The sequence below is a fragment of the Xylella fastidiosa genome (assembly GCF_011801475.1).
GTDB lineage: Bacteria > Pseudomonadota > Gammaproteobacteria > Xanthomonadales > Xanthomonadaceae > Xylella > Xylella fastidiosa.
On the sequence record NZ_CP044352.1, the window covers coordinates 682,888 to 702,901 of the forward strand.

Sequence of the window (20,014 nt, forward strand, 5' to 3'; positions counted from 1 at the left end):
GGCTCCGGATAAAAATTGTTTCATTTATTGTTTCTATTCTTATTTTTTATGCTTTGTATTTACTGGGATAGATGTTTTTTCGGTGTTGGAGGGTGGGTGATACTTGGGAGCATTTATTCAGCAGTTTTACTCTTCATAAATTATTATTTTGATAGTAATTTCAATCCAGATGGGAGTTTAAAGAAAAAGAAGCATCCTTCTAATAAGGTCGTTGGTTCCTAATCATAGATAGGGGAGCAGAAGCCCATCTGTACGGCTTCAAATGTTGCGATGACAGATGGTGCAGTTAATCTTGTTTAAATGATTGTCATGGCTTTTTTAAAACAGATCCTCTCATCACAGAGAGTATGCTGTTTTCTTTCTATCATCCAAAATAATAAAAATCAGAGAGATAGCTATATCACAGCACTGGTAAGCATGGAGCAATACCGCGATTTAGTACATGTTTTACGTGATCATCTCCTTGAGCCGTATGCTCAAAATGACGCTCTGAGATTTCTGGCACCCTGTGCTGTAACTACTGATCGATCTTCAGTGCAATATGAGGTGCTTTGCCGCGAGGCGATGCGAAGTGATTAAGTGCTAGCACGGGGGGATGAGTGAAATAAGCATGATAGGTATGTGCTTTTGCTTTCAGGTGCGATCGCTTAGCGGTGTTGGTGATTGTGCATTACTGAACTGTTTTTTGAATTCTGTAAAAATTGAAGCGCTGAATTTTTGGAATACTTTTAGCATTTGTTTTAATCTTGTCCATCAGTGTTGCTCACCGTGTCGTGAGTGAGTTAGTGCTCCCCTATCTAAATGCTTGATAGATCAAGTTGTCTGGAGGAGTTGTCGTGGGCAGGCAGGGTGATCACATGGCGTATTTATGGTGGCTGGGTTGGTGGTGAACTTCCATCAAGTGAACATACTTCTAGTGAATTTAATCATTTGCGACCGAGGGTTGCTCAAGGGTAGGGGGCATGCCTGCCGTCATCGCTGAATGCTCTGATGATTTGTCTCTCATTTGTGATGATCATGCAGTTGTTTGGCACATATGGTTTCGAGGGGATACCCTAGCTGCATCTGACGAATGTGCGATGTCTGTATGCCACTGGGAACGGTATGTTAAGGATGCGTGTTTGAGTGCGAAAAATGTCACCGCGAGCGTGTGGATATCAGATGCTGTTGTTGTGATTGTATTGGTCTTTCTTTTGACAATAGATTGCCGAAAGAAGGAAGGGGATTCACTGGGGTAAAAGCTGCGGTGATTGAATACTGGAATCGCGCCTATCGCGCCTATTGCTTACAATTTTTTGCTGCATGACATATCAGTGATTGATGATGTTTTTTCCTTGCTTGCATCGGGGATGCATTGTTAATCTAGGCGGCTTTAGAGTTCTTCATTTTGCCTATTTTAAAGCCATCCGGCACATGGGTGTGCATCCTACGTCTTCCAGGATTGATTTTTCAGATGTCCAAGAAGTTGCGCGGTATGTTTTCTAATGATCTGTCCATTGATTTGGGGACAGCAAATACCTTGATTTACGTGCGGGGGCAAGGGATCGTACTGAACGAGCCATCTGTGGTGGCCGTGCGCCAGGATCGTGCAATTGGCGGTACTCGTTCGGTCGCTGCGGTGGGTGTCGAAGCCAAGCAGATGTTGGGCCGCACTCCAGGTAATATCACAACGATCCGTCCGATGAAGGATGGCGTCATCGCCGATTTTACCTACACCGAAGCGATGCTGAAGCACTTCATAAAAAAGGTCCACAAGGCGCGTTTCTTGCGCCCCAGTCCACGTGTGCTGGTGTGTGTGCCGGCCGGATCCACTCAGGTTGAGCGTCGTGCCATCAAGGAGTCTGCCGAGGAGGCTGGTGCACGTGATGTTTATTTGATTGAGGAACCGATGGCCGCAGCGATTGGTGCTGGGATGCCGGTCACCGAGGCGCGTGGTTCGATGGTCATTGACATTGGCGGCGGTACCACTGAGGTTGCGGTGATTTCGTTGAATGGGATTGTGTACTCACAGTCGGTGCGTATCGGTGGAGATCGCTTCGACGAGTCGATCACTAATTACGTGCGTCGCAACCACGGGATGCTCATTGGTGAGGCGACTGCTGAGCGGATTAAATTAGAGGTTGGATGCGCCTATCCGCAAGTTGAGGTGCATGAGTTGGAGATTTCTGGACGCAACCTTGCCGAGGGCGTACCGAAGGTGATCAAGATCAACTCTAATGAGGTGTTGGAGGCGTTGCACGAACCACTCTCTGGGATTGTTTCGGCAGTGAAATCTGCGTTGGAGCAGACTCCACCGGAGTTGTGCGCCGATGTTGCCGAGCGCGGTATCGTCTTGACTGGCGGAGGGGCATTGTTACGCGACCTAGATCGGCTGATTTCCGATGAGACTGGCTTATACGTGCAGGTGGCTGATGATCCGTTGACGTGCGTGGCTCGTGGTGGTGGCCGTGCGTTAGAGTTGGTTGATATGCATGGCAATGAATTCTTTGCACCGTAATTAGCTGGCATGGTGATTTCGTATGATCCATACATGTTTCGCACAGGATCGGGGAGATATGCTCCAGCTTGGTTTGCGCTCTCAGGCTAAGATGCAGGCCTGAGCGTGCTGTACAGGGCAGGATAGGTGCCATAGTGGCGGCTCTTTCTGGTTGGCGGCGTCGTGAGTCTTAGGTTTTTCGATCATGTGGTTTTTCTGTGCCCTCCTATCCCGGTTTTTCATTAGCGTCTCGTTCGCCAGCAGTTGTCAGCACAATACGTTTGCTGACTTACTTAACCTTGGCAATTGTGTTGGTTGTGCTCGACAGTCGCGGCGCTTGGTTGTCGCAGTTGCGGCAGCGGGCTAACTGGCTGGCGCAGCCGGTGTGGGCGCTGGCTGGGTTGCCTGGTTGGTTTGGTGGTCAGCTCAGTGAGCGTGCAATCAGTAATGCGCGTTTGGTTAACGAGAACCGTCAGTTGCGCAATCAGCTGTTGATTGCGAATGCCCGTTTGACCCGATTGCAAACGGCAGCACGTGACAATGCCCAGTTGCGTGAGTTGCTTAATTTTGCTGAGCATCACGGTCTGGATGTGCAGTTGGCTCCGATTCTGGATGTTGATTTGGATCCAACTCGGCAGCGTCTTGTCCTGGATGCCGGCAGCCGCGATGGTGTCAGCGTCGGTCAAACGGTGATTGATGCTGGCGGTTTAATGGGTCAGGTGATTGAGGTGACGCCGCTGCATTCAATTGTTCTGCTGTTGACCGATCCGGATCACGCTGTGCCGGTGACTGTGGCACGTAATGGTGTTCGCTTGATTGTTTATGGGCGGGGGGATCGCTTAGAGCTGCGCAATATTCCGCTGAGTTCAGGTGTGAAAATTGGTGATGTTCTTATTACTTCAGGGCTGGGAGGGCGTTTCCCGGCTGGTTTCCCGGTGGGCAATATTTCAGCACTGCACCCGGATGATAGCCATGCTTTTCTAGTTGGGGAGATCACGCCGACAGCCAAGTTGGATCGTGGTCGTAATGTACTGTTGTTGCGCTTGGGTGGGTCCATGTCACCTGGTGGTGGAGGGTCGTTAACATCAAGATCTATTATTGACTCAAACAGTGAGTCTCACTCCACCAATCTTGGCGCTTCCAGGGTAATCAAGGAGCCGCAGCAATGACCCGGCTGCGTAATACTTGGTTATTGCCGGTCAGCGTGATATTGGCCTTGCTTCTGGGGTTACTTCCGTTACCAGTGTCAGTGCGGCCAATCCGTCCTTACTGGTTAGCGTTGGTGCTGATGTACTGGGTGATCGAGACGCCTGGTCGCGTTGGAATCGGTTTCGCTTTTGTAATGGGTGTACTGGCTGACTTCATTTATGGTGGTTTGTTAGGGGAGCAGGCGTTGCGTCTGGTGGTGATGTCCTTCATCGTGCAACGTTTTCGAGCCCGCCTGCGCTTCTTCCCGATGCCGCAGCAGGCGTTGGTCATCGGTGGCTTGCTATTCAACGATTGTGTAGTTGCTACGGCGTTGCATTTGACCTTGGGTCAGCCATTGTTGCCCTGGAGTTATTGGTCGGCACCGCTATTGGGAATGTTGTTGTGGGCACCGTTGTTTGTGTTGCTGGATGCGTTGCGACTAGGTCATGGGAGTCGGAAGTGATCCGATGAGCGTGCATCATCCACAAGCAAAGCATACGTATGCCGAAGTTGAGCAGTTTCGCCGCCGTGCTTTGCTGAGCTTGTTTGTTGTAGTGGTGTGTCTGTTTGGTTTGGTTGGCTGGTACTTCAAGTTGCAGGTGCTTGATCATGAGATCTATGCGACTCGTTCTGACGCCAATCGGATCAAATTGCATCCAGTCGTGCCAGGGCGCGGAATGATATATGACCGGGACGGACGCCTTTTGGCGGATAACGTGCCTGCATTCCGATTGGACGTGATGCCGGATAAGGTTGCCGACATGGAAGCAATGCTTGTTGAACTGGGAAAGGTGATCCCGCTTTCAGAGGATGAACTGGAGCGTTTTCACCGTGAGCGTAAGGTGCGTCGAAGATTTATGCCGGTGACATTGAAGCTGCGCATGAGTGAGGAGGAGATGGCGCGTTTTGCAGTTGATCGGTGGCGTTTTCCTGGTGTGGAGTTGGAACCCTATTTCACTCGCCGTTATCTTTATAGCGACTTGTTTGCTCACGTGATCGGCTATGTCGGTCGTATCGACGAAAAGGACTTGGAGACGCTGAACGGTGGGGATGCTGCATTGACCTACATCGGTAAATCGGGCCTGGAGCGCTACTACGAGCAGGTGTTGCGTGGCAAGATCGGTTATCAGCAAATCGAAACAAATGTGCAAGGACGTGCGATTCGCAGTCTGGGACGGGTAACGGCACAAGCGGGTGCCGACTTGCGGTTGTCGATTGACGCTGACTTGCAGCGTGCGATGGTCGCTGCGTTTGGTCAATATGAAGGTGCGGCGGTGGCGATGGATCCGCGCAGCGGGGAAATTCTGGGGATGGTGAGTTTACCCAGCTACGATCCCAATTTATTTGTTAATGGCATTTCTCATGCTCAATTCAATGCGCTTAATGCGAATCCTTCGCGACCGCAATTTAACCGTTTGGTCTCTGGCGGCGTGGCTCCTGGTTCTACACTCAAACCCTTGATTGCGTTGGCTGGATTGGATGCCGGCGTGCGTCGTCCCGAGGACCGGATTCTTTCCACCGGTATGTTCTACCTGCCCGGTGTCAATCGGGGTTGGGGAGATTCGCATCGTGGTGGTCATGGTTGGACTGATTTGCGTAAATCGATCGCACAGTCGGTTAATACTTACTACTATAAATTAGCGTTGGATCTGGGCATTGAGCGCTTCACCGACTACATGCGTCGCTATGGCCTCGGTCAGCTCACCGGGGTCGATTTGACCGGAGAGATTAGCGGTATTCTCCCTTCCCTCGAATATAAGCGTAAGGTGCGTAAGCAGGCTTGGTATCAGGGAGATACGGTCAATGTTTCGATTGGGCAGGGAGACTGGAAAGTGACCCTGCTTCAGTTAGTACGTAGCGTTGCTGGCTTGGCCAGTGGTCACATGAACCGCCCGCACTTGGTGGTGGCCGAGCGTGCCGCCTTCAGCCAGCCGTGGCAGGTGTTGCCGCAACCGCCATCACAGCCAATTAGCTCGAACCCGGGGCATGTGCAGGTGGTACGTGAAGGGATGATAGATACCATGCGTCCTGGAGGGACCGGCTACCAAGCTGCGATTGGTGCACCTTATTCGATTGCTGGCAAAACAGGCACTGCGCAAGTTGCCAGCCGTAAGGGGGAGGCTGCCGTTGATCCGCGCAACTTACCAATGCATTTGCGTCATCGTGCGTTATTCGTTGGTTTTGCTCCTGCTGATAATCCGACGATTGCGGTTGCGGTTGCGGTCGAGGGCGGCGGGTATGGTGCTAGCACTGCTGCACCCATTGCACGCAAGATTTTTGATGCTTGGTTGCTAGGCAAGTTGCCAGAGGGCTTGGAGCCTTTGGACAGTGCGCGAGGTCGTACCGCGATTGGTTTGACTCAGTTTGATATGACTGTTGCCGGGGTATGCGAAGCTGGAAACCGTGCTGCCTTGCAACTGGGAGAAATACAGGTTTCGGTTGCTGGTGGAATGCTAAATTCAACCGCCATGATGCCGGTTGCGCCACGTGCGCCAGTGACTCTCGACTCATTGCCGGAGGAAGACCCTTGAGGGATTTGCTGCGCTTGCTTGTGGATCTGGTGTTGCGCTTTACGCGCACTCTGGATTTGCCGCTGTGCTTGACTCTTGGGGCATTGATGGTGATTGGACTGATGGTGATGCATAGTGCTGGTGCGGCGGTCACTGGCACCAGTCACTTGATGTTGTCGCAGAGTGTGCGTTTTGCGTTTGGTCTGTTGATCATGTGGTGCTTGTCACGGGTTCCAGTGCCCCGTCTTCGTGCTTGGAGTCCATTGGTATATGTGTTCTCAATGGTGCCGTTGATGGTGGTATTCATACTGGGTACCGGAAAATATGGGCGCCAGTGGTTGGACCTTAAGCTATTTTATTTGCAGCCTGCTGAGCTGTTGAAAATCAGTTTGCCAATGATGATGGCTTGGTACCTTCATCGTATGCCACTGCCGCCACGTCTGTTTACGGTGATGGTCAGTTTCATGATTATTGGTATTCCGACTTCACTCATCATGTTGCAGCCAGATTTTGGTACCAGTGTGCTGGTTGCCGCCTCTGGTATATTTGTGTTGTTGCTGGCTGGCTTGCCGTGGTGGTGGATTGGAATCGGCGTCGTTAGTATTGCTATGATTGCACCGTTCAGTTGGTTCTGGTTGCTGCGTCCGTATCAAAAGGATCGCATCATGATGTTTCTGAATCCGGAGAACGACACACTTGGTGCGGGTTGGAACATTATTCAATCTAAGATTGCGATTGGCTCGGGGGGCTAGCCGGTAAGGGGTGGGGCCTTGGGACGCAGTCACATCTGAACTTTATTCCGGAGCAGACAACTGACTTTGCGTTTTCAGTATTGAGTGAAGAGTTTGGTTGGGTTGGTGTCACGACGGTGCTGATGTTGTATTTGTTCGTCATCATGCGCTGCTTGTGGATCGCAGGGCAAGCACGCGATACTTATTCTCGCTTGCTTGTTGGCGCGCTTGCTTTGTCTTTTTTTGTCTATGTGTTGGTTAATGGCGGCATGATTTCAGGCTTACTACCTGTGGTGGGTGTACCAATGCCACTGATGAGTTATGGCGGTACTTCGGCGGTTTCTTTACTGGTTGGTTTCGGTTTGGTCATGGGGGTGCGTTCGCATCGGAGAATGCATCATCGTTGAGCATTGTGATGAGGGAAAAAGTTAGCTATGTCTATCCAGCCTTTGGGTACGTTAGTCTCTCTTTATAATCCCAAGCCTGCAGAACAAGTGGTTCTGTGTTGAAAAAGTCCGATTTTCATTACGATTTACCTGAGGAGCTGATTGCTCAAGGCCCTTTGCCTGAACGCTCAGCCAGTCGCCTGATGCTTGTGCCGTCGGCCCCAGAGCAATTTCAGGATTGTTATGTTCGCGATTTGCCGGAATTGCTGCAGCCTGGTGATTTGCTGGTGTTCAACGATACCCGAGTGATCCCCGCGCGATTGTTTGGTAGGAAGGTGAGCGGTGGTCGGGTTGAAGTCCTGATTGAGCGTTTTCTTGGTACCCATCAGGCAGTGGTGCAGTTGCGTACCAGCAGGTCGCTCAAAGTGGGAAATAGAATTTTGTTGGATGCGGGCGGTCATGCTGAGGTGCTTGGTCGTGATGGTGAGTTCTATTTATTGAGTTTCGATGTTGAGTCACCTTTGGAACAATGGTTATCGGATGTCGGTCAGTTGCCATTGCCACCTTATATTCATCGTGAGCCTGATGAATATGATCGTGAACGTTATCAAACAGTGTTTGCACGCTCAGTGGGTGCAGTTGCGGCGCCTACTGCTGGTTTGCATTTTGACGAGTCGTTGTTGGCACGGCTGCGTGCACGTGGGGTAGAGTTTGGCTATATCACCCTGCATGTAGGAGCGGGTACGTTTCAGCCAGTGCGGGTAGCGTTGCTGCAAGAGCATGTGATGCACAGTGAATGGTTCAAGGTTGGCGCTGAATTAGTCGAGCAAGTGCGTAGTGCCCGTGCGCGGGGCGGTCGAGTCATTGCTGTTGGTACGACTGTGGTGCGCTCATTGGAAAGTGCGATGCGTCATGGGGAGCTGCAACCATTTGTTGGTGAGACTCAGATCTTTATTTTTCCCGGTTATTGCATCCGTAGCGTGGATGCAATGGTGACTAACTTTCATTTGCCTGAGAGTACGTTGTTGATGCTGGTTGCTGCTTTTGCGGGACGTACGCGGATTCTTGATGCTTACTATCATGCAGTGCAGCAGCGTTACCGTTTTTTCAGCTACGGTGACGCGATGTTATTGTTCCCGCGTAATGCTGGTGAGCAATAGTCTTGCTTAGTCATTTCATTGCATTGATCGGAGATAACGTCATGCTGTAATCAGCTGCGATTGCTGCGTAAATCATGTGGTGCATCCGGTTGGCGGCATCGGTTTTTTTTAGGCTTTCTGGATTGCCCAATGTTTGGTGCGGCTGACCTTAATTGTTGGCAATGATCCAGTGGTTGATGCGGTGTAAGGCGTGGTCTACAGGTGCAACGTGTTTCCTTGGATCTTTTATAACTTGTGTGTATCAATGGTGGCCTCGGTAGGCATCAAGAGCAATAAGATTTAGTGGATGTTCGGTGCATAGATGATGTTTGTTATCTTGTCTGTGGTATGAGGCACTGCGGTTGCATTGAATAGCCTCGTTCATTGGATTGACGATGCGTTTCAGTGACACATTTTGATGTGATCCACCTGTACCCTCACAGCCTAGTTACGGTTGCTGCAGAGGTGATCGAGAATGAGGGATGTACGAGCACCACATGATTTGATTGACTGTGTTGGGGACACTTTAGGATTGCTTGCTCTATTCTGATTGAGCGTATTAACTTCCCCATGGTGTGCTGGAGTCCCTTACTAAGGGGAATGAAACTGCCGTTCAAGAACAGGATGCATTCTTTAAAATCAGTATTGCGCAGTAGGTTTAACCCAATGCTGACTATTCGTTTATGCGATCTTAAAAAGCCTGTGTTTCAAGGTTGGGATGGCGCACACATTGGATGGGTAGTTTGTAGTGAATGTCTCATTATTTCCTCAAGAACTGGATGTCTTACTGCGACGCTCCGGGGTATCTACACTGAATCCGGAATTGTCTCAGGGGTTAGTGCAAGCGTGCCAGGCATTGCCTTCTGAAGCTGGGCAGCAGGTGGCCTGGCCGGTGTTGCTAGATATGTTGGATGCACTGGTGGTGTTGTCGGCGGATGAAACATTGCTGATTGCAGCGTTGTTGTTTGATCTGCCAATGCTGCGTCCAATGTTGCCCGTGTTGCCGTGGCGTTCGAGTACGCATCAGCAAATGGTCGGGAGTTTGCTTGATGGCCAGGATGCAGCGGAACAAGTGTGGACGTTGCATGCTGGATGTGCGGCTGGACGTAATGGTGAGGGGTTGCGTCGGCTGTTGCTGGCGCTTGTGCATGATCTGCGTGTGGTGCCGATTTTACTTGCCCGACAGTTGGCCAAGATGCGTGCTGCAGGTGTGTTGCTTGAGTCGCAGCGGCGTGCGTTGGCGCAATTGACCCGTGATATCCATGCGCCGTTGGCTAACCGGCTTGGTATTTGGCAGTTGAAGTGGGAATTAGAAGATCTGGCGTTCTGTTATTTGGAGTCAGAGATCTATCGGAGTATCGCGTCTGCCTTGGATGAATCCCGTGTTGCGCGTGAGCGTTATATCAGTGTGATTGCTATGGAGTTATCGCGGGTGCTTGCTGAGCATGGTGTGTGTGCTGAGGTCAGTGGGCGTCCGAAACACATTTACAGTATTTGGAGAAAGATGCAGAAGAAGCGGTTGCATTTCGAACAGGTGTACGACTTGCAGGCGGTTCGTGTGATGGTTGAGGACATGGCCGCTTGTTATGCCGCCCTTGGAGTGGTGCATGCGTTGTGGGCACCGGTGCCTGGTGAGTTTGATGATTACATCGCGCGGCCCAAGGCGAATGACTACCGCTCACTACACACGGCAGTGTTGGGACCGGAAGAGCGTACTGTAGAAGTACAAATCCGCACGCACGAAATGCACGCGCACGCTGAATTGGGTGTGGCTGCGCACTGGAAATACAAAGAGGATGGCAAAGGTGCGGAGAGGGATTTTGATCGCAAGATCGTCTGGATGCGGCAGTTATTGGAGCAAGCTCAAGAGGGTGAGTTCGGCGAGGTGGTGGAGGCACTGGATACGGAGTTGCTAGAGGATCGGGTTTACGCGTTAACTCCTAAAGGCGAGGTGATTGATGTGCCGCAGGGGGCGACGCCACTAGATTTTGCTTATCACGTGCATACCATGGTCGGGCATTGTTGCCGGGGGGCAAAAGTGAATGGCCGCATTGTGCCATTGACTTACCGTTTGCGAAGTGGTGATCGTGTTGAGATTTTGACGGCGAAGGAAGCCAATCCGCATCGTGATTGGTTACTTCGGGCGAATGGTTTCCTCGCCAGTCGCCGTTCTCGTGACAAGGTGAGGGCTTGGTTCAATAAGATCGAACGGGCGCGTAACGTGCAGGTGGGAAAGGAGTCGCTGGACCGTGAGCTAAAACGGGTGGGACAGCAGTACGTGGATCTTAGTCCTATCGCGCGGCGTTTCCATGCCGATAGTGTGGACGATTTGTACGTCCAGATTGCACTTGGCAATATTGGGCCGAATCAAGTAAGCCGTGCTTTGCTGGAGACTGAGCGTGTTGTTGCATTTGCGCCGCTCGCGCGGCCAAGCAAGAAGCGTCACGGTCTAAGCAAATCAATGTTCATTGTGCAGGGGGTCAGCAATATATTGGTGCAGCTGGCGCGTTGTTGTCAGCCGGTGTGTGGTGAGCCGATTGCCGGTTACTTGACCCTAAGCCGTGGGGTGACGGTACATCGTGCTGACTGTGCTGTATTGATGCGCTTGAATGCCATGCATCCGCAGCGGGTGTTATCGGTTGAATGGGGCAGTCAACTCAGCGGTAGTTATGAGGTCGAGATTTTGGTGCGTGCGGTAAACCGGCGTTGGTTGTTGAAGGACATCGCCGATGTGATTGCACAAGAAGATGCGCATATGTTGGAAATGAGTAGTGATGCGTTTCGAGACAATGGTTATCTTCAATTTCGGGTACGGCTCAGGCTGAGTCATCACCGGCAATTGGCGGCGTTGTTGGGTAAATTGGATGGCCTTTCCGGTGTCAATGAAGTGCGGAGGATGGGCTGATCGTAGCGTATATGTCCGCTACAGTAGGGAATGTATGTCAGTGTTGTTACGAGGTTTATGCTTGGAGTGTTGAGTGTCATTGTTCACTGTCAGGATGTTTTGAGCTAAGGAAAAGGAATCGGCTTCATGTTCTTTCCATTCTTTTCTCGACTCCGTTTGCGCATGTGTATTTTGTTGCGGCGCTGCTCGGTTTGGCATGTGTTGTCGATTGGGACACTATTGCTTGGTGTGGCAGTGTTGGTGTTGAGCAAATTTTTGGCTGATTGGGCTTGGCCGGATAGCAGGATCACGCAGTTGTTACAGCGTGGTGAGGTGGCGCTTGTTCAGGGGAATCTGAGTGCCCCGGATGGCAGTGGCGCGCGTGAGTTGTTTGAGACCGCGAAAGCACTGGATAGTGATCGTCATGAGGCTCAGGACGGTTTGTTGCGTACCGGACAGGCTGCGTTAGCGCAGGCACGGATCACGTTTGATCGTGGTCAGTTTGATGCGGCTGAACGTTATTTGCGTTTGGCGCGGGTGTTGCAGATGCCGCAGGATCAGGTTGATGTGCTGGAGCGTTTAGTGCGCCAGCGTCAGGCCGAGCATGCTGATCTTGATCAATTGCTGGTGCGTGCTGATGAGGCTTATGTCGCTGGACGTCTAGAGGGTGATCCAAACAGTGCGCTGCCGTTGTATCAGCGAGTGTTGGAGTTGGTGCCGGGGTTTTCTCGTGCTTTGCAAGGACGTGAGGATGCCTTGTCTGAATTGTTGCGCCAAGCGTGCGTTGATTTGGAACGTGGCCAGTTGGATGCTGCGGCTGCCAAACTCAATGTTGCGCAGCGTTACGATCCAGGCCACGTGGATTTGCCGCAGACGCAGGACTTATTCAACCGCGCTATAGATGTACATCTGCACCGTGCGGTTCGATTATTGCGGCGTGGCCTGTTGGCGCCAGCTGCTCGAGACTTTAGGGCAGTGTTGGCAGTGCGTCCTGAGCAGAGCGCGGCGCGGCGCGGATTGGAGGATGTGGTGGAGCGATATGTGGCGCATGCTGGGCGTCAGGCGGCTGAATTCCATTTCGAGCAGGCTGAGTTGTCGTTAGCGCGCGCGCGCGCGCTGTTGCCTGATCAAGGCTCGATCTATCTGGCTGAGCAGGCGTTGCAACGTGCCCGTCAAACTCGGCTCTCATTACAGCCAAAATTATCCAAAGTTGAGCGTGAGCGGTATTTGGGTGAATTGATGGGGCGTTTTGATGTGGCTGAGCGTCTGAAGGAGTGGCTGACTCCGCCCGGTATCAGTGCTTATGATCAGGTACGTGCTGCCCAAGCGATTGCACCCGCAGATGCACGCGTGCAGAGGGCTGCACAACGCCTGTTAGTGGCGATGCGTGCCTGTTTTGAAGAGGAGCTTGGCCGCAATCGGTTGCAGAGTGCTCAGGCATGCCTTGATGTTTGGCAGGCGATTAATGGTCAGGATGTGGGGTTGCTGGGGGCCAGAAAGCGTCTGGCACAGCGTTGGATTGCGGTTGGAAGTGAGCGTTTTGGTGAGGGCGATATTACTTTCGCGCGCCGTGCTTTAGAGCAGGCGCGACGTTGGGGGGCACGTACTCCGGAGTTGGATGAATTAGCCAGGCGCGTTAATCTTGCTTCGCAGCGTTGATGTGTGAGCAAGAGTCTCCCAGTGGTCTGCTCGTTGTTCTTGTGTGAGGTGTTTGATGAGTGATTCAATCTTCTGAGCGGGTTGGATCTAAGCGGCGCTTTCCCTGGCTGAGTTGATTGCTCTTGGTGGAATATCGGGTATTTGCACCCCAATCCAGTTTACTTGTACTTGGCGTGATACTTGCGACCCAATCGCTCTTTAGTACTGTCGCTGCGTTTACTTACTTCGTTTGGATTACTGTCTTTTTGTTGTGAAGGTTTGTATGAAGGCCTGCGTTCCATGCGATGAAATTTTTATTTTTTCCATATCTGTTATCTGTGCGGTGTTCAGGTGTGCAATACCTGCCTAAGTGCGTGTGTTTGCTGATCTTCTGTCGATGGATTCCGCCTGTAGTGCTATAGCACATTGTCGCAGCGGGTGTGCTTGCGTTGCATGCACATCCTGTGAGTTACTGAGGATGGCGGTGTGTGATGGAGGATGGATGTGTGTTCGATCTGTTGTACTGAAATTTATGGGGTAAGTAAGCCTCTTGCGTTTAGCCAGTCGCGTGCATTTTCCGCATCTTGTTCGAACCACGCCCGCGTTGACCCAAGGCGGTAGCTATATCCCCAAGCATCCATATCCTGCATGAGCCGGTCGCGGTCGATCCCCTGAAGTGCATCGGCCAGCACTATTTGTAAATAGCAGGTGGCGTCTTCTTCTTCGCTTGAATTGGTTGCGTTTGTATGGACCGTTGCGCGCTGTTCCGGTGGGAGTACGATCAGGTGGCATGCTTCATGCAGCATTGAGTGCACGGGCGTGTCGTTGCGCACGTAGACGTTACAACCAATGATGCCAGCCTCTGGTTCGCCCCAGTAGCTGCCAGGGATTGGCGCTCCATCTTCGATGAGGTGCAAGTGCAGGCCATAACGTGCAAGCAGCTCTAAGGCATCTTCCGGAACAATGTGTCCGATGCGAACTACATTTTCCAGTGCGTTGGGGGTGGTTTGAGATGTGGTTAATGTGGAAGGCATCAATGAGTTTGGGAGAAACGGGCAGACTTAGCGGTATTTGTTGAAGTAGGACGCTGCTTGGTTCAGCGCTCTGAATCGTCGGGTAGTGCGACGGATATATCGAGCACGTCGTTGGCACCGTCTTTGATTAAGTCAACTTTCACTGCATCGGCATCAATCTTTACGTACTTTTTGATGACTTCTAGCAGTTCGCGCTGTAGCAGTGGCAGGTAGTCGGGGCCACCACGTTGTGTGCGTTCCTGGGCAATAATAATTTGCAGGCGGTTCTTTGCTGTTTCCGCGGTTTTCGTTTTATTTCTGAGAAAATCGATTAGACCCATGCTTAGCTCCCAAACAGCTTACTGAAGAAGCCCTTTTTTTCTACCGTGGTGAAACGCATTGGATGATCTTCACCTAGAATGCGGCCCACGGCGTCTTCGTAAGCTAGGCCGGCTAAGGAGTTGTTGTCCAGGATCACTGGTTCCCCTTTGTTGGAGGCATTAAGGACATCGCCTGATTCGGGAATGATGCCGATTGCTTTCAGTCCGAGGACTTCTTCTACGTCAGTAATGCTGAGCATTTCACCACTTTCCACACGTGTTGGGCTATAACGGGTCAGTAGCAGTGTTGTGATGATGCTTCCACCGGTTTCGGCTTTCTTTGTTTTGGAGTCGAGTAAGCCAATGATGCGATCTGAGTCCCGCACGGAGGATACTTCCGGGTTTACGACGACAACGGCACGGTCGGCAAAGTACATCGCTAGGGAGGCGCCCTTCTCAATACCAGCTGGAGAGTCGCAGCAGATGTAGTCGAAGCCTTCTGCTTGCAGCTCGTTGAGCACTTTCTCCACCCCCTCCTTAGTCAACGCGTCTTTGTCGCGGGTTTGGGCAGCAGCCAGTAGATAAAGGTTATCGAAGCGTTTGTCTTTGATGAGTGCTTGTTTGAGTGTGGCTTCGCCATGTATCACGTTGACAAAGTCGTACACTACGCGGCGTTCGCAGCCCATGATGAGGTCAAGGTTGCGAAGCCCAACGTCAAAATCAATGACTGCAACTTTCTTGCCGCGTCGTGCCAATCCGCAGGCCAAGCTTGCGCTGGTAGTCGTTTTGCCAACGCCGCCCTTGCCGGAAGTGATTACGATAATTTCAGCCAAAGGACTTCTCCTGATACGTTCTGTGGTGAGGCTGCGTCAATCCAACGCAGCAATTTTGATCTGATTTTGTTCCAGCCAGACTTGGACAGCTTTACCACGTAGTTCAGTGGGGATGTCGTCTAGCACCTTGTATCGGCCTGCAATTGCGATCAGTTCTGCTTGAAAGTCGCGGCAAAATATTCGCATTTCGGCATTACCCCGAGCACCCGCCATTGCACGACCGCGCAGCGTCCCATAAATGTGGATGTTACCGTCGGCGATGACTTCGGCACCTGCGCCGACTGTATTCAGGATGGTTAAATCGCAGTGCTCTGCATACAGTTGTTGACCGGACCGCACGGTAGTGTGTTGTATTCGGCCAGTGCTTATAGGTGGCGTTGATTGGGGTGGTGGAGCGGCTACTTCTTGGCGTTCGTAATGAGCACGGAACTTGGACAGTAGAGGTAGTCCAAGTTGTTGCGATAGTAGGTCAATTTCATTGGTCCCATAGGCAATGGCCACGGGCAGCACGTTGGCTGCGCGCAAGCCTTCCACCAGTGCTTTTGCAGTGGCCAGGTCCGGAGGGTGCGGGAGTTCGCCGAAGTCTAGGATCACGGCAGTGCGTCTGAAGAGCTTGGGCGCGCGCGTGACTCGGTCAGACATTTCTTGAATCAGGCGTGGTACGTTCAGAGTACGGATGCGCAAAGTGGCGATACCCACTTGGCCTATTTTCAGTTCGCCGGCTTGCTCGAAGTCCATGTTCACATTCGACATGATTTGCTTCTCCGCCTAGTTGGGTGTGCAGATATGGCGTTGCAGGCCTACCCAGGGGAGGTTCGGAAGTTTGTCACCGTAGGTTTCTTGGATCCAGGGGTAGCTGCACATCTTTTTCATTAGCATGCTGGCGCGTACATCAATGCCCGTCATTGTGTTTTGTCCGACTTCGTGGAAACCAAAGCTGCCGTGGAACAACAATGCTGCTTCGGCACCGTGGTCCAGAAAGACCTCGCATGTCAGATAGGGGTAGCGCAACTCAGCGTAGCTGTGTACGTCGGCATAAAATGCTCGTCCGACGCCACCCCCACGACGACGACTCGCGACGACGATACGGTCGATATAGAAAAAGTTCTCGTACCGCTCTCGGAACCACGCAAAATTACTACTGCCATGGCGGCTTGCGCTACCAAAGCCGACCAAAAAACCAGCCAAATTACCGTCGCGTTCGGCGACACGGAAATAGTCAGCCTCTTTATAGAAACGATAAAGCGCAGAGAGATCTAGTGGCAAGATCGCTAACCCGGCTTCATTGTTCAGAGTCAGTACGGCATCGAGTTCAGACTCACGCACGTCGCGGATGATGATCGGCATTGAGACTCCGTGGTGTAGCGTGGTCAATCTGCATGCTGGAGGCTAGATTCCTGCATTTATCGCAGATTATGCCATGCGTGGCTTTAGCGTGGTAAGCAGTAGATGATAATCATGCGTCTGAACCTGGAAGTCAGCGGGCGCTCTTTTCCGGTGAATCATCGGTATCAGGAATATCTGCCCCATGCGCATCATTTTTAGTGAATTTTTCCTGGTTGGTTGTGTGTCATGCGGCTGATGTTGCTATCCGTGGTGACTTAGTATCGTTGCTTGATATTGTTTAGGGTGGACTTTCATTGCGATCTTGCTCAGTAGGTAGCTGAACATCTAGTGTGAAGCCTGCTACGATGCGAACTTGAGATTAAATTAACCCGGCCGTGGCATCAGGTCTCCGGAGATTGCTGAATGATTCGTTCCCGTATCACCGAATTTCTAATAGCTTTGGGAATGGTGGCTGTTTTATTTCTTGTTATTGGGTTTGTCTTGCCGGGGCAACGGCATATGTCCGAAAGTATTGGGACTAACCGTAAGGCGACTATCGTGTACGACACGGTAAACAGTTTTCGTCGCTTCAAAGATTGGAATCCGTTGTTGTTGCGTGATCCCAAACTTCAGATCAACTTGGTTGGTCCGGAGTCCGGTAAAGGTGCCCGTGTTGAGTACAGTTCCAATCAGAAAGACATCGGTAGCGGTAGCTGGGAAATTATCAATAGCGTGAAGAATGAGCGTGTTGAGATTGCAATCCAGGATGCAACCAGAGGTTATGACAAGGTGACCACGTTTACCTTGAAGCCTAGTGGTAAGAATAACCGGAATATCGAAATCACCCAGGACTACAACGTCAAATACGGATTTAACCTGTTTGGTCGCTATGCTGGTCTGTATGTGAGCCGCAATGTGGGTGAGCATTTAAAGGTGGGTTTGTTACGTTTGTCTAACATTCTGGCCAGCGTGCCAAACGTCGATTACCGTGCTGAGATTGATGGTAAGTTGACCGTGACCAATCTGAGAATTGTCGATGTGCCTGGTGAAAATCTTTTGGCTGTCAACGCAGGGAATATTGACCGTCAAAACGATACCATTAAGAAGTCAATTAAAGATAACCAGGAATGGATTAAGCGTGTTATGGATGCGAATGGCTTGGAGCCATCTGCCCCAATCCGTATTGTCACGACTGATTTTGCTCAGCAGAAATATGCGTTTGATGTAGTTCAGCCGGTGCGTAAAAAGGTTGAGAGCAAACCCGGTGAGACCAAGTCCAAGACAGATAGTAAAGAAAAGAAGCCTCAAAAGAATGTGGTTGATAAGGATAAGGTAGTTCATGCGGCCACTGTTTCCGCAGATGGCGCCCTGAAAGTCGCTATCTCTGCCGGTGCTCCTGTCAAATACGTACATACCAAACCTCGCCGTGCTGCTTCTGCCTCTTACACCGGGCATATGGCGGGATTGGATGCTGCCCGTAATGCACTGCGTGCATGGGCTGTTACCTCAGGCTACGAGGTAATTGACCGTCCCTACGAGTCCTGGAAGGGTGGGGTGGACAAGGCGTTTACCCAAGAGGGAAGCTACGATCTGTATTGGGCGGTTAAGTGATTCCTTTCAACGCCATGTCGTGATGTTGTTGGAACGTGCAGCGTTGCGCGGCACGTTCTTTCAACCCTTCTATCTGCTCTTATACGTTCAGTTGCTTGCCGCAGTGACAGAGGTATATTAAAAGCCATTGCGCAACGTGTTTTCCTCCAACGGTGCCGTTTTGGTTGTATTTGTTCCTTCTGGATCATACTCCCCTGATATGGACTGCTTTGGCTTGCATTGCCAATTGCAGTGCAGCCTTGCTGTGTTCCAGAGGCGTGTTGGCAGGTGCGTTGTTGCAGGTCTCTCAGTGCTGCTGGATCGTGATGATGACAGGCAAGATACTGCTGGTTATTGATACATGGAGGCGCTGAAGTGCATGGCTTGGTACCCACGTGGTTTCGATGTTATGGCAGCCTATGATTATCTTTACCACTGCGACCCTGGGTTGTCGGGGTGGATGCAGCGTCTGGGTCCGTTGCCAGCTCTGCGGCGCTGGCGTCAGCCGTTCAACGTAGTTGATGCTCTGGCCAGAGCGATCCTGTTCCAGCAACTGAGTGGTAAAGCGGCTTCAACCATTGTTGCTCGTATTGAGGCTGTGATTGGTAGCACCTGCTTATATGCCGAAACACTTGCGTGTATTGATGATGCGTGCTTGCGTGCCTGCGGTGTCTCCAGCAACAAGATTCTGGCGTTACGCGATCTGACGCGGCGTGAAGTGGCAGGCGAGCTTCCCAGTGTGTGGCAGATGGGGTCAATGCACCATAACACCATCGTTGAAAAATTAATTCCGATTCGTGGTATTGGTCGTTGGACTGTGGAGATGATGCTGATATTCCGTCTTGGCCGTCCCGATGTGCTGCCGGTGGATGATTTAGGGGTACGCAAGGGTATCCAGCGTGTGGATAGCCTTGCTTTCGTCCCGACTCCGAAGGCGCTATGTACCCGCGGCGAATGCTGGGCACCTTACCGCACCTATGCCGGGTTATATCTATGGCGGATTGCCGATTTCCATGAAGGAGAAAGAGCGGTGATCTCTGATCGTTCGCAGGACGAGTAGTGAGCGGCCAGCCTTCGATTCTAGACACTAATCAGCAGTGGAATGCGTCCTTGGGTAATCAAATTAGGGCAGGAATGGTTTCGCGTTTAAATGCTTCCATAGATGGGTAACGCTCATTTTATTGATCCCTTCATGTCAATTGGAGTCGACTGCTTCTTGAGTAGAAAACATTCATACCGGGTCTGCGGATGCAGGTGCAGAGTGGTGCTATGTTGATTGTCTTGAATCCGGAATGGCTGTGCGATGCAGTGTTGCTATGGCAATGTGTTTCTGATGTGTCGCACATAAAAGAACGGCGGACCCGACGAGGCAGTCCGCCGCTTGAGGGCATGTAGCGAGCCTTACTTGGCCTTGAATACGACCTTGGTGCTGATTGCGGTTTCGTTTGGAATGATTTTGATGTCAGCCCAATCACCGCTTCCTATACCGAAATCCAGCCGATTAACAGTGGCTTTGCCATTCAGAACAGGGTGTGTGCTCGGTGTCCAGGTAAAGGTCAGTGTGACCGGTTTAGTCATGCCGTGCAGCTCTAATGTGCCATCGGCGGCGTACTTGTCATGACCCAGAGCACGAAACTTGCTGGCTTGATAGTGCGCAGTTGCGAACTTGCTTACGTTGAAAAAATCTGCACTTTGCAGGGTTGAGTCACGGTCCTTATCGCCGGTCTGGGCATGAGTCAGCGGAATAGTCACGTCCAGGTGTGCCTTGGAGAGGTCGTTCGGGTCGAAACTCATTTGGGTGTAGAACCCAGGGAATGTGCCCGTGAATACTTTGCCATCGTATTTATTTGAAAATACCAAGATCGAACCGGAGGTTTGCACATAATCAGTTGCGCAAGCCGGGGGAACGACGTAGCAGCCAATCACCAGGGTGGCGGCTGTTAGCACGGTAAGAAAAGACCCTTTGAACATAGATCACTC

13 protein-coding genes and 3 pseudogenes are annotated in these 20,014 nt (G+C 51.4%); 10 read left to right on the top strand and 6 right to left on the bottom strand.

Annotated elements, in window-relative coordinates:
• Positions 1–1,453: 1,453 nt before the first annotated feature.
• From F7G16_RS02955 to F7G16_RS02990, 8 genes and pseudogenes are all read left to right on the top strand, one after another.
• Entirely contained in the window at positions 1,454–2,497 is a 1,044-nt protein-coding gene (locus F7G16_RS02955) for a rod shape-determining protein (protein WP_004083920.1), read from the top strand.
• Between the two features lie 197 nt (positions 2,498–2,694).
• Positions 2,695–3,526: pseudogene (mreC, locus tag F7G16_RS02960) on the top strand (rod shape-determining protein MreC); the annotation flags it as partial.
• A 115-nt stretch (positions 3,527–3,641) separates the two neighbouring features.
• Positions 3,642–4,127, top strand: coding sequence for a rod shape-determining protein MreD (gene mreD / locus F7G16_RS02965; RefSeq protein ID WP_004090587.1), 486 nt, complete (start codon positions 3,642–3,644; stop codon positions 4,125–4,127).
• Positions 4,128–4,131: 4 nt separating this feature from the next.
• Positions 4,132–6,085, top strand: a pseudogene (gene mrdA / locus F7G16_RS02970) (penicillin-binding protein 2); the annotation flags it as partial.
• 106 nt (positions 6,086–6,191) lie between these two features.
• Positions 6,192–7,312: pseudogene (gene rodA, locus F7G16_RS02975) on the top strand (rod shape-determining protein RodA).
• A gap of 98 nt (positions 7,313–7,410) precedes the next feature.
• Complete coding sequence (gene queA, locus F7G16_RS02980) at positions 7,411–8,451, top strand: tRNA preQ1(34) S-adenosylmethionine ribosyltransferase-isomerase QueA (protein ID WP_038232174.1); 1,041 nt, start codon at positions 7,411–7,413, stop codon at positions 8,449–8,451.
• Positions 8,452–9,178: 727 nt separating this feature from the next.
• The gene (locus tag F7G16_RS02985) at positions 9,179–11,335 is read left to right on the top strand and encodes a RelA/SpoT family protein (protein ID WP_004090591.1); all 2,157 of its coding nucleotides are present in this window, start codon (positions 9,179–9,181) and stop codon (positions 11,333–11,335) included.
• 126 nt (positions 11,336–11,461) lie between these two features.
• A complete protein-coding gene (locus F7G16_RS02990) occupies positions 11,462–12,973 on the top strand; it encodes a tetratricopeptide repeat protein (protein ID WP_004090592.1) in 1,512 nt (503 codons plus the stop codon).
• 509 nt (positions 12,974–13,482) lie between these two features.
• Here F7G16_RS02990 and F7G16_RS02995 read toward each other — a convergent pair.
• The 5 genes from F7G16_RS02995 to F7G16_RS03015 all read right to left on the bottom strand — a co-directional run bounded on the left by F7G16_RS02995 (position 13,483) and on the right by F7G16_RS03015 (position 16,465).
• Positions 13,483–13,986, bottom strand: a complete 504-nt coding sequence (locus F7G16_RS02995) for a hypothetical protein (protein WP_004090593.1) — start codon at positions 13,984–13,986, stop codon at positions 13,483–13,485.
• Positions 13,987–14,048: 62 nt separating this feature from the next.
• Positions 14,049–14,306 carry a cell division topological specificity factor MinE gene (gene minE / locus F7G16_RS03000; RefSeq protein ID WP_004090594.1) on the bottom strand — a complete coding sequence of 86 codons (258 nt, stop codon included), beginning with the start codon at positions 14,304–14,306 and terminating at the stop codon, positions 14,049–14,051.
• A gap of 2 nt (positions 14,307–14,308) precedes the next feature.
• The gene (gene minD, locus F7G16_RS03005) at positions 14,309–15,118 is read right to left on the bottom strand and encodes a septum site-determining protein MinD (protein WP_004083895.1); all 810 of its coding nucleotides are present in this window, start codon (positions 15,116–15,118) and stop codon (positions 14,309–14,311) included.
• Positions 15,119–15,154: 36 nt separating this feature from the next.
• Positions 15,155–15,871, bottom strand: coding sequence for a septum site-determining protein MinC (gene minC / locus F7G16_RS03010; RefSeq protein ID WP_004090597.1), 717 nt, complete (start codon positions 15,869–15,871; stop codon positions 15,155–15,157).
• 15 nt (positions 15,872–15,886) lie between these two features.
• Positions 15,887–16,465, bottom strand: coding sequence for a GNAT family N-acetyltransferase (locus F7G16_RS03015; protein WP_004090598.1), 579 nt, complete (start codon positions 16,463–16,465; stop codon positions 15,887–15,889).
• A 444-nt stretch (positions 16,466–16,909) separates the two neighbouring features.
• On the opposite strand from F7G16_RS03015, the gene F7G16_RS03020 reads away from it, so the two are divergent.
• Positions 16,910–18,055: a polyketide cyclase gene (locus tag F7G16_RS03020; protein ID WP_004090600.1), complete on the top strand. Its 1,146-nt coding sequence runs from the start codon at positions 16,910–16,912 to the stop codon at positions 18,053–18,055.
• Between the two features lie 358 nt (positions 18,056–18,413).
• Positions 18,414–19,094: a DNA-3-methyladenine glycosylase family protein gene (locus tag F7G16_RS03025; RefSeq protein ID WP_004090601.1), complete on the top strand. Its 681-nt coding sequence runs from the start codon at positions 18,414–18,416 to the stop codon at positions 19,092–19,094.
• Positions 19,095–19,435: 341 nt separating this feature from the next.
• Here the strand turns inward: F7G16_RS03025 and F7G16_RS03030 are convergent, their stop codons facing one another.
• Positions 19,436–20,005, bottom strand: a complete 570-nt coding sequence (locus F7G16_RS03030; protein WP_004090606.1) for a YceI family protein — start codon at positions 20,003–20,005, stop codon at positions 19,436–19,438.
• Between the last annotated feature and the right edge of the window lie 9 nt (positions 20,006–20,014).

Coding starts and splice junctions, on each gene's coding strand:
- F7G16_RS02955 (WP_004083920.1), top strand. CDS start 1,454: ATGTCCAAGAAGTTGCGCGGTATGTTTTCTAATGATCTGTCCATTGAT.
- mreD (WP_004090587.1), top strand. CDS start 3,642: ATGACCCGGCTGCGTAATACTTGGTTATTGCCGGTCAGCGTGATATTG.
- F7G16_RS02990 (WP_004090592.1), top strand. CDS start 11,462: ATGTTCTTTCCATTCTTTTCTCGACTCCGTTTGCGCATGTGTATTTTG.
- F7G16_RS02995 (WP_004090593.1), bottom strand. CDS start 13,986: ATGCCTTCCACATTAACCACATCTCAAACCACCCCCAACGCACTGGAA.
- minE (WP_004090594.1), bottom strand. CDS start 14,306: ATGGGTCTAATCGATTTTCTCAGAAATAAAACGAAAACCGCGGAAACA.
- minC (WP_004090597.1), bottom strand. CDS start 15,871: ATGTCGAATGTGAACATGGACTTCGAGCAAGCCGGCGAACTGAAAATA.
- F7G16_RS03015 (WP_004090598.1), bottom strand. CDS start 16,465: ATGCCGATCATCATCCGCGACGTGCGTGAGTCTGAACTCGATGCCGTA.
- F7G16_RS03020 (WP_004090600.1), top strand. CDS start 16,910: ATGGTGGCTGTTTTATTTCTTGTTATTGGGTTTGTCTTGCCGGGGCAA.
- F7G16_RS03025 (WP_004090601.1), top strand. CDS start 18,414: ATGGCTTGGTACCCACGTGGTTTCGATGTTATGGCAGCCTATGATTAT.
- F7G16_RS03030 (WP_004090606.1), bottom strand. CDS start 20,005: ATGTTCAAAGGGTCTTTTCTTACCGTGCTAACAGCCGCCACCCTGGTG.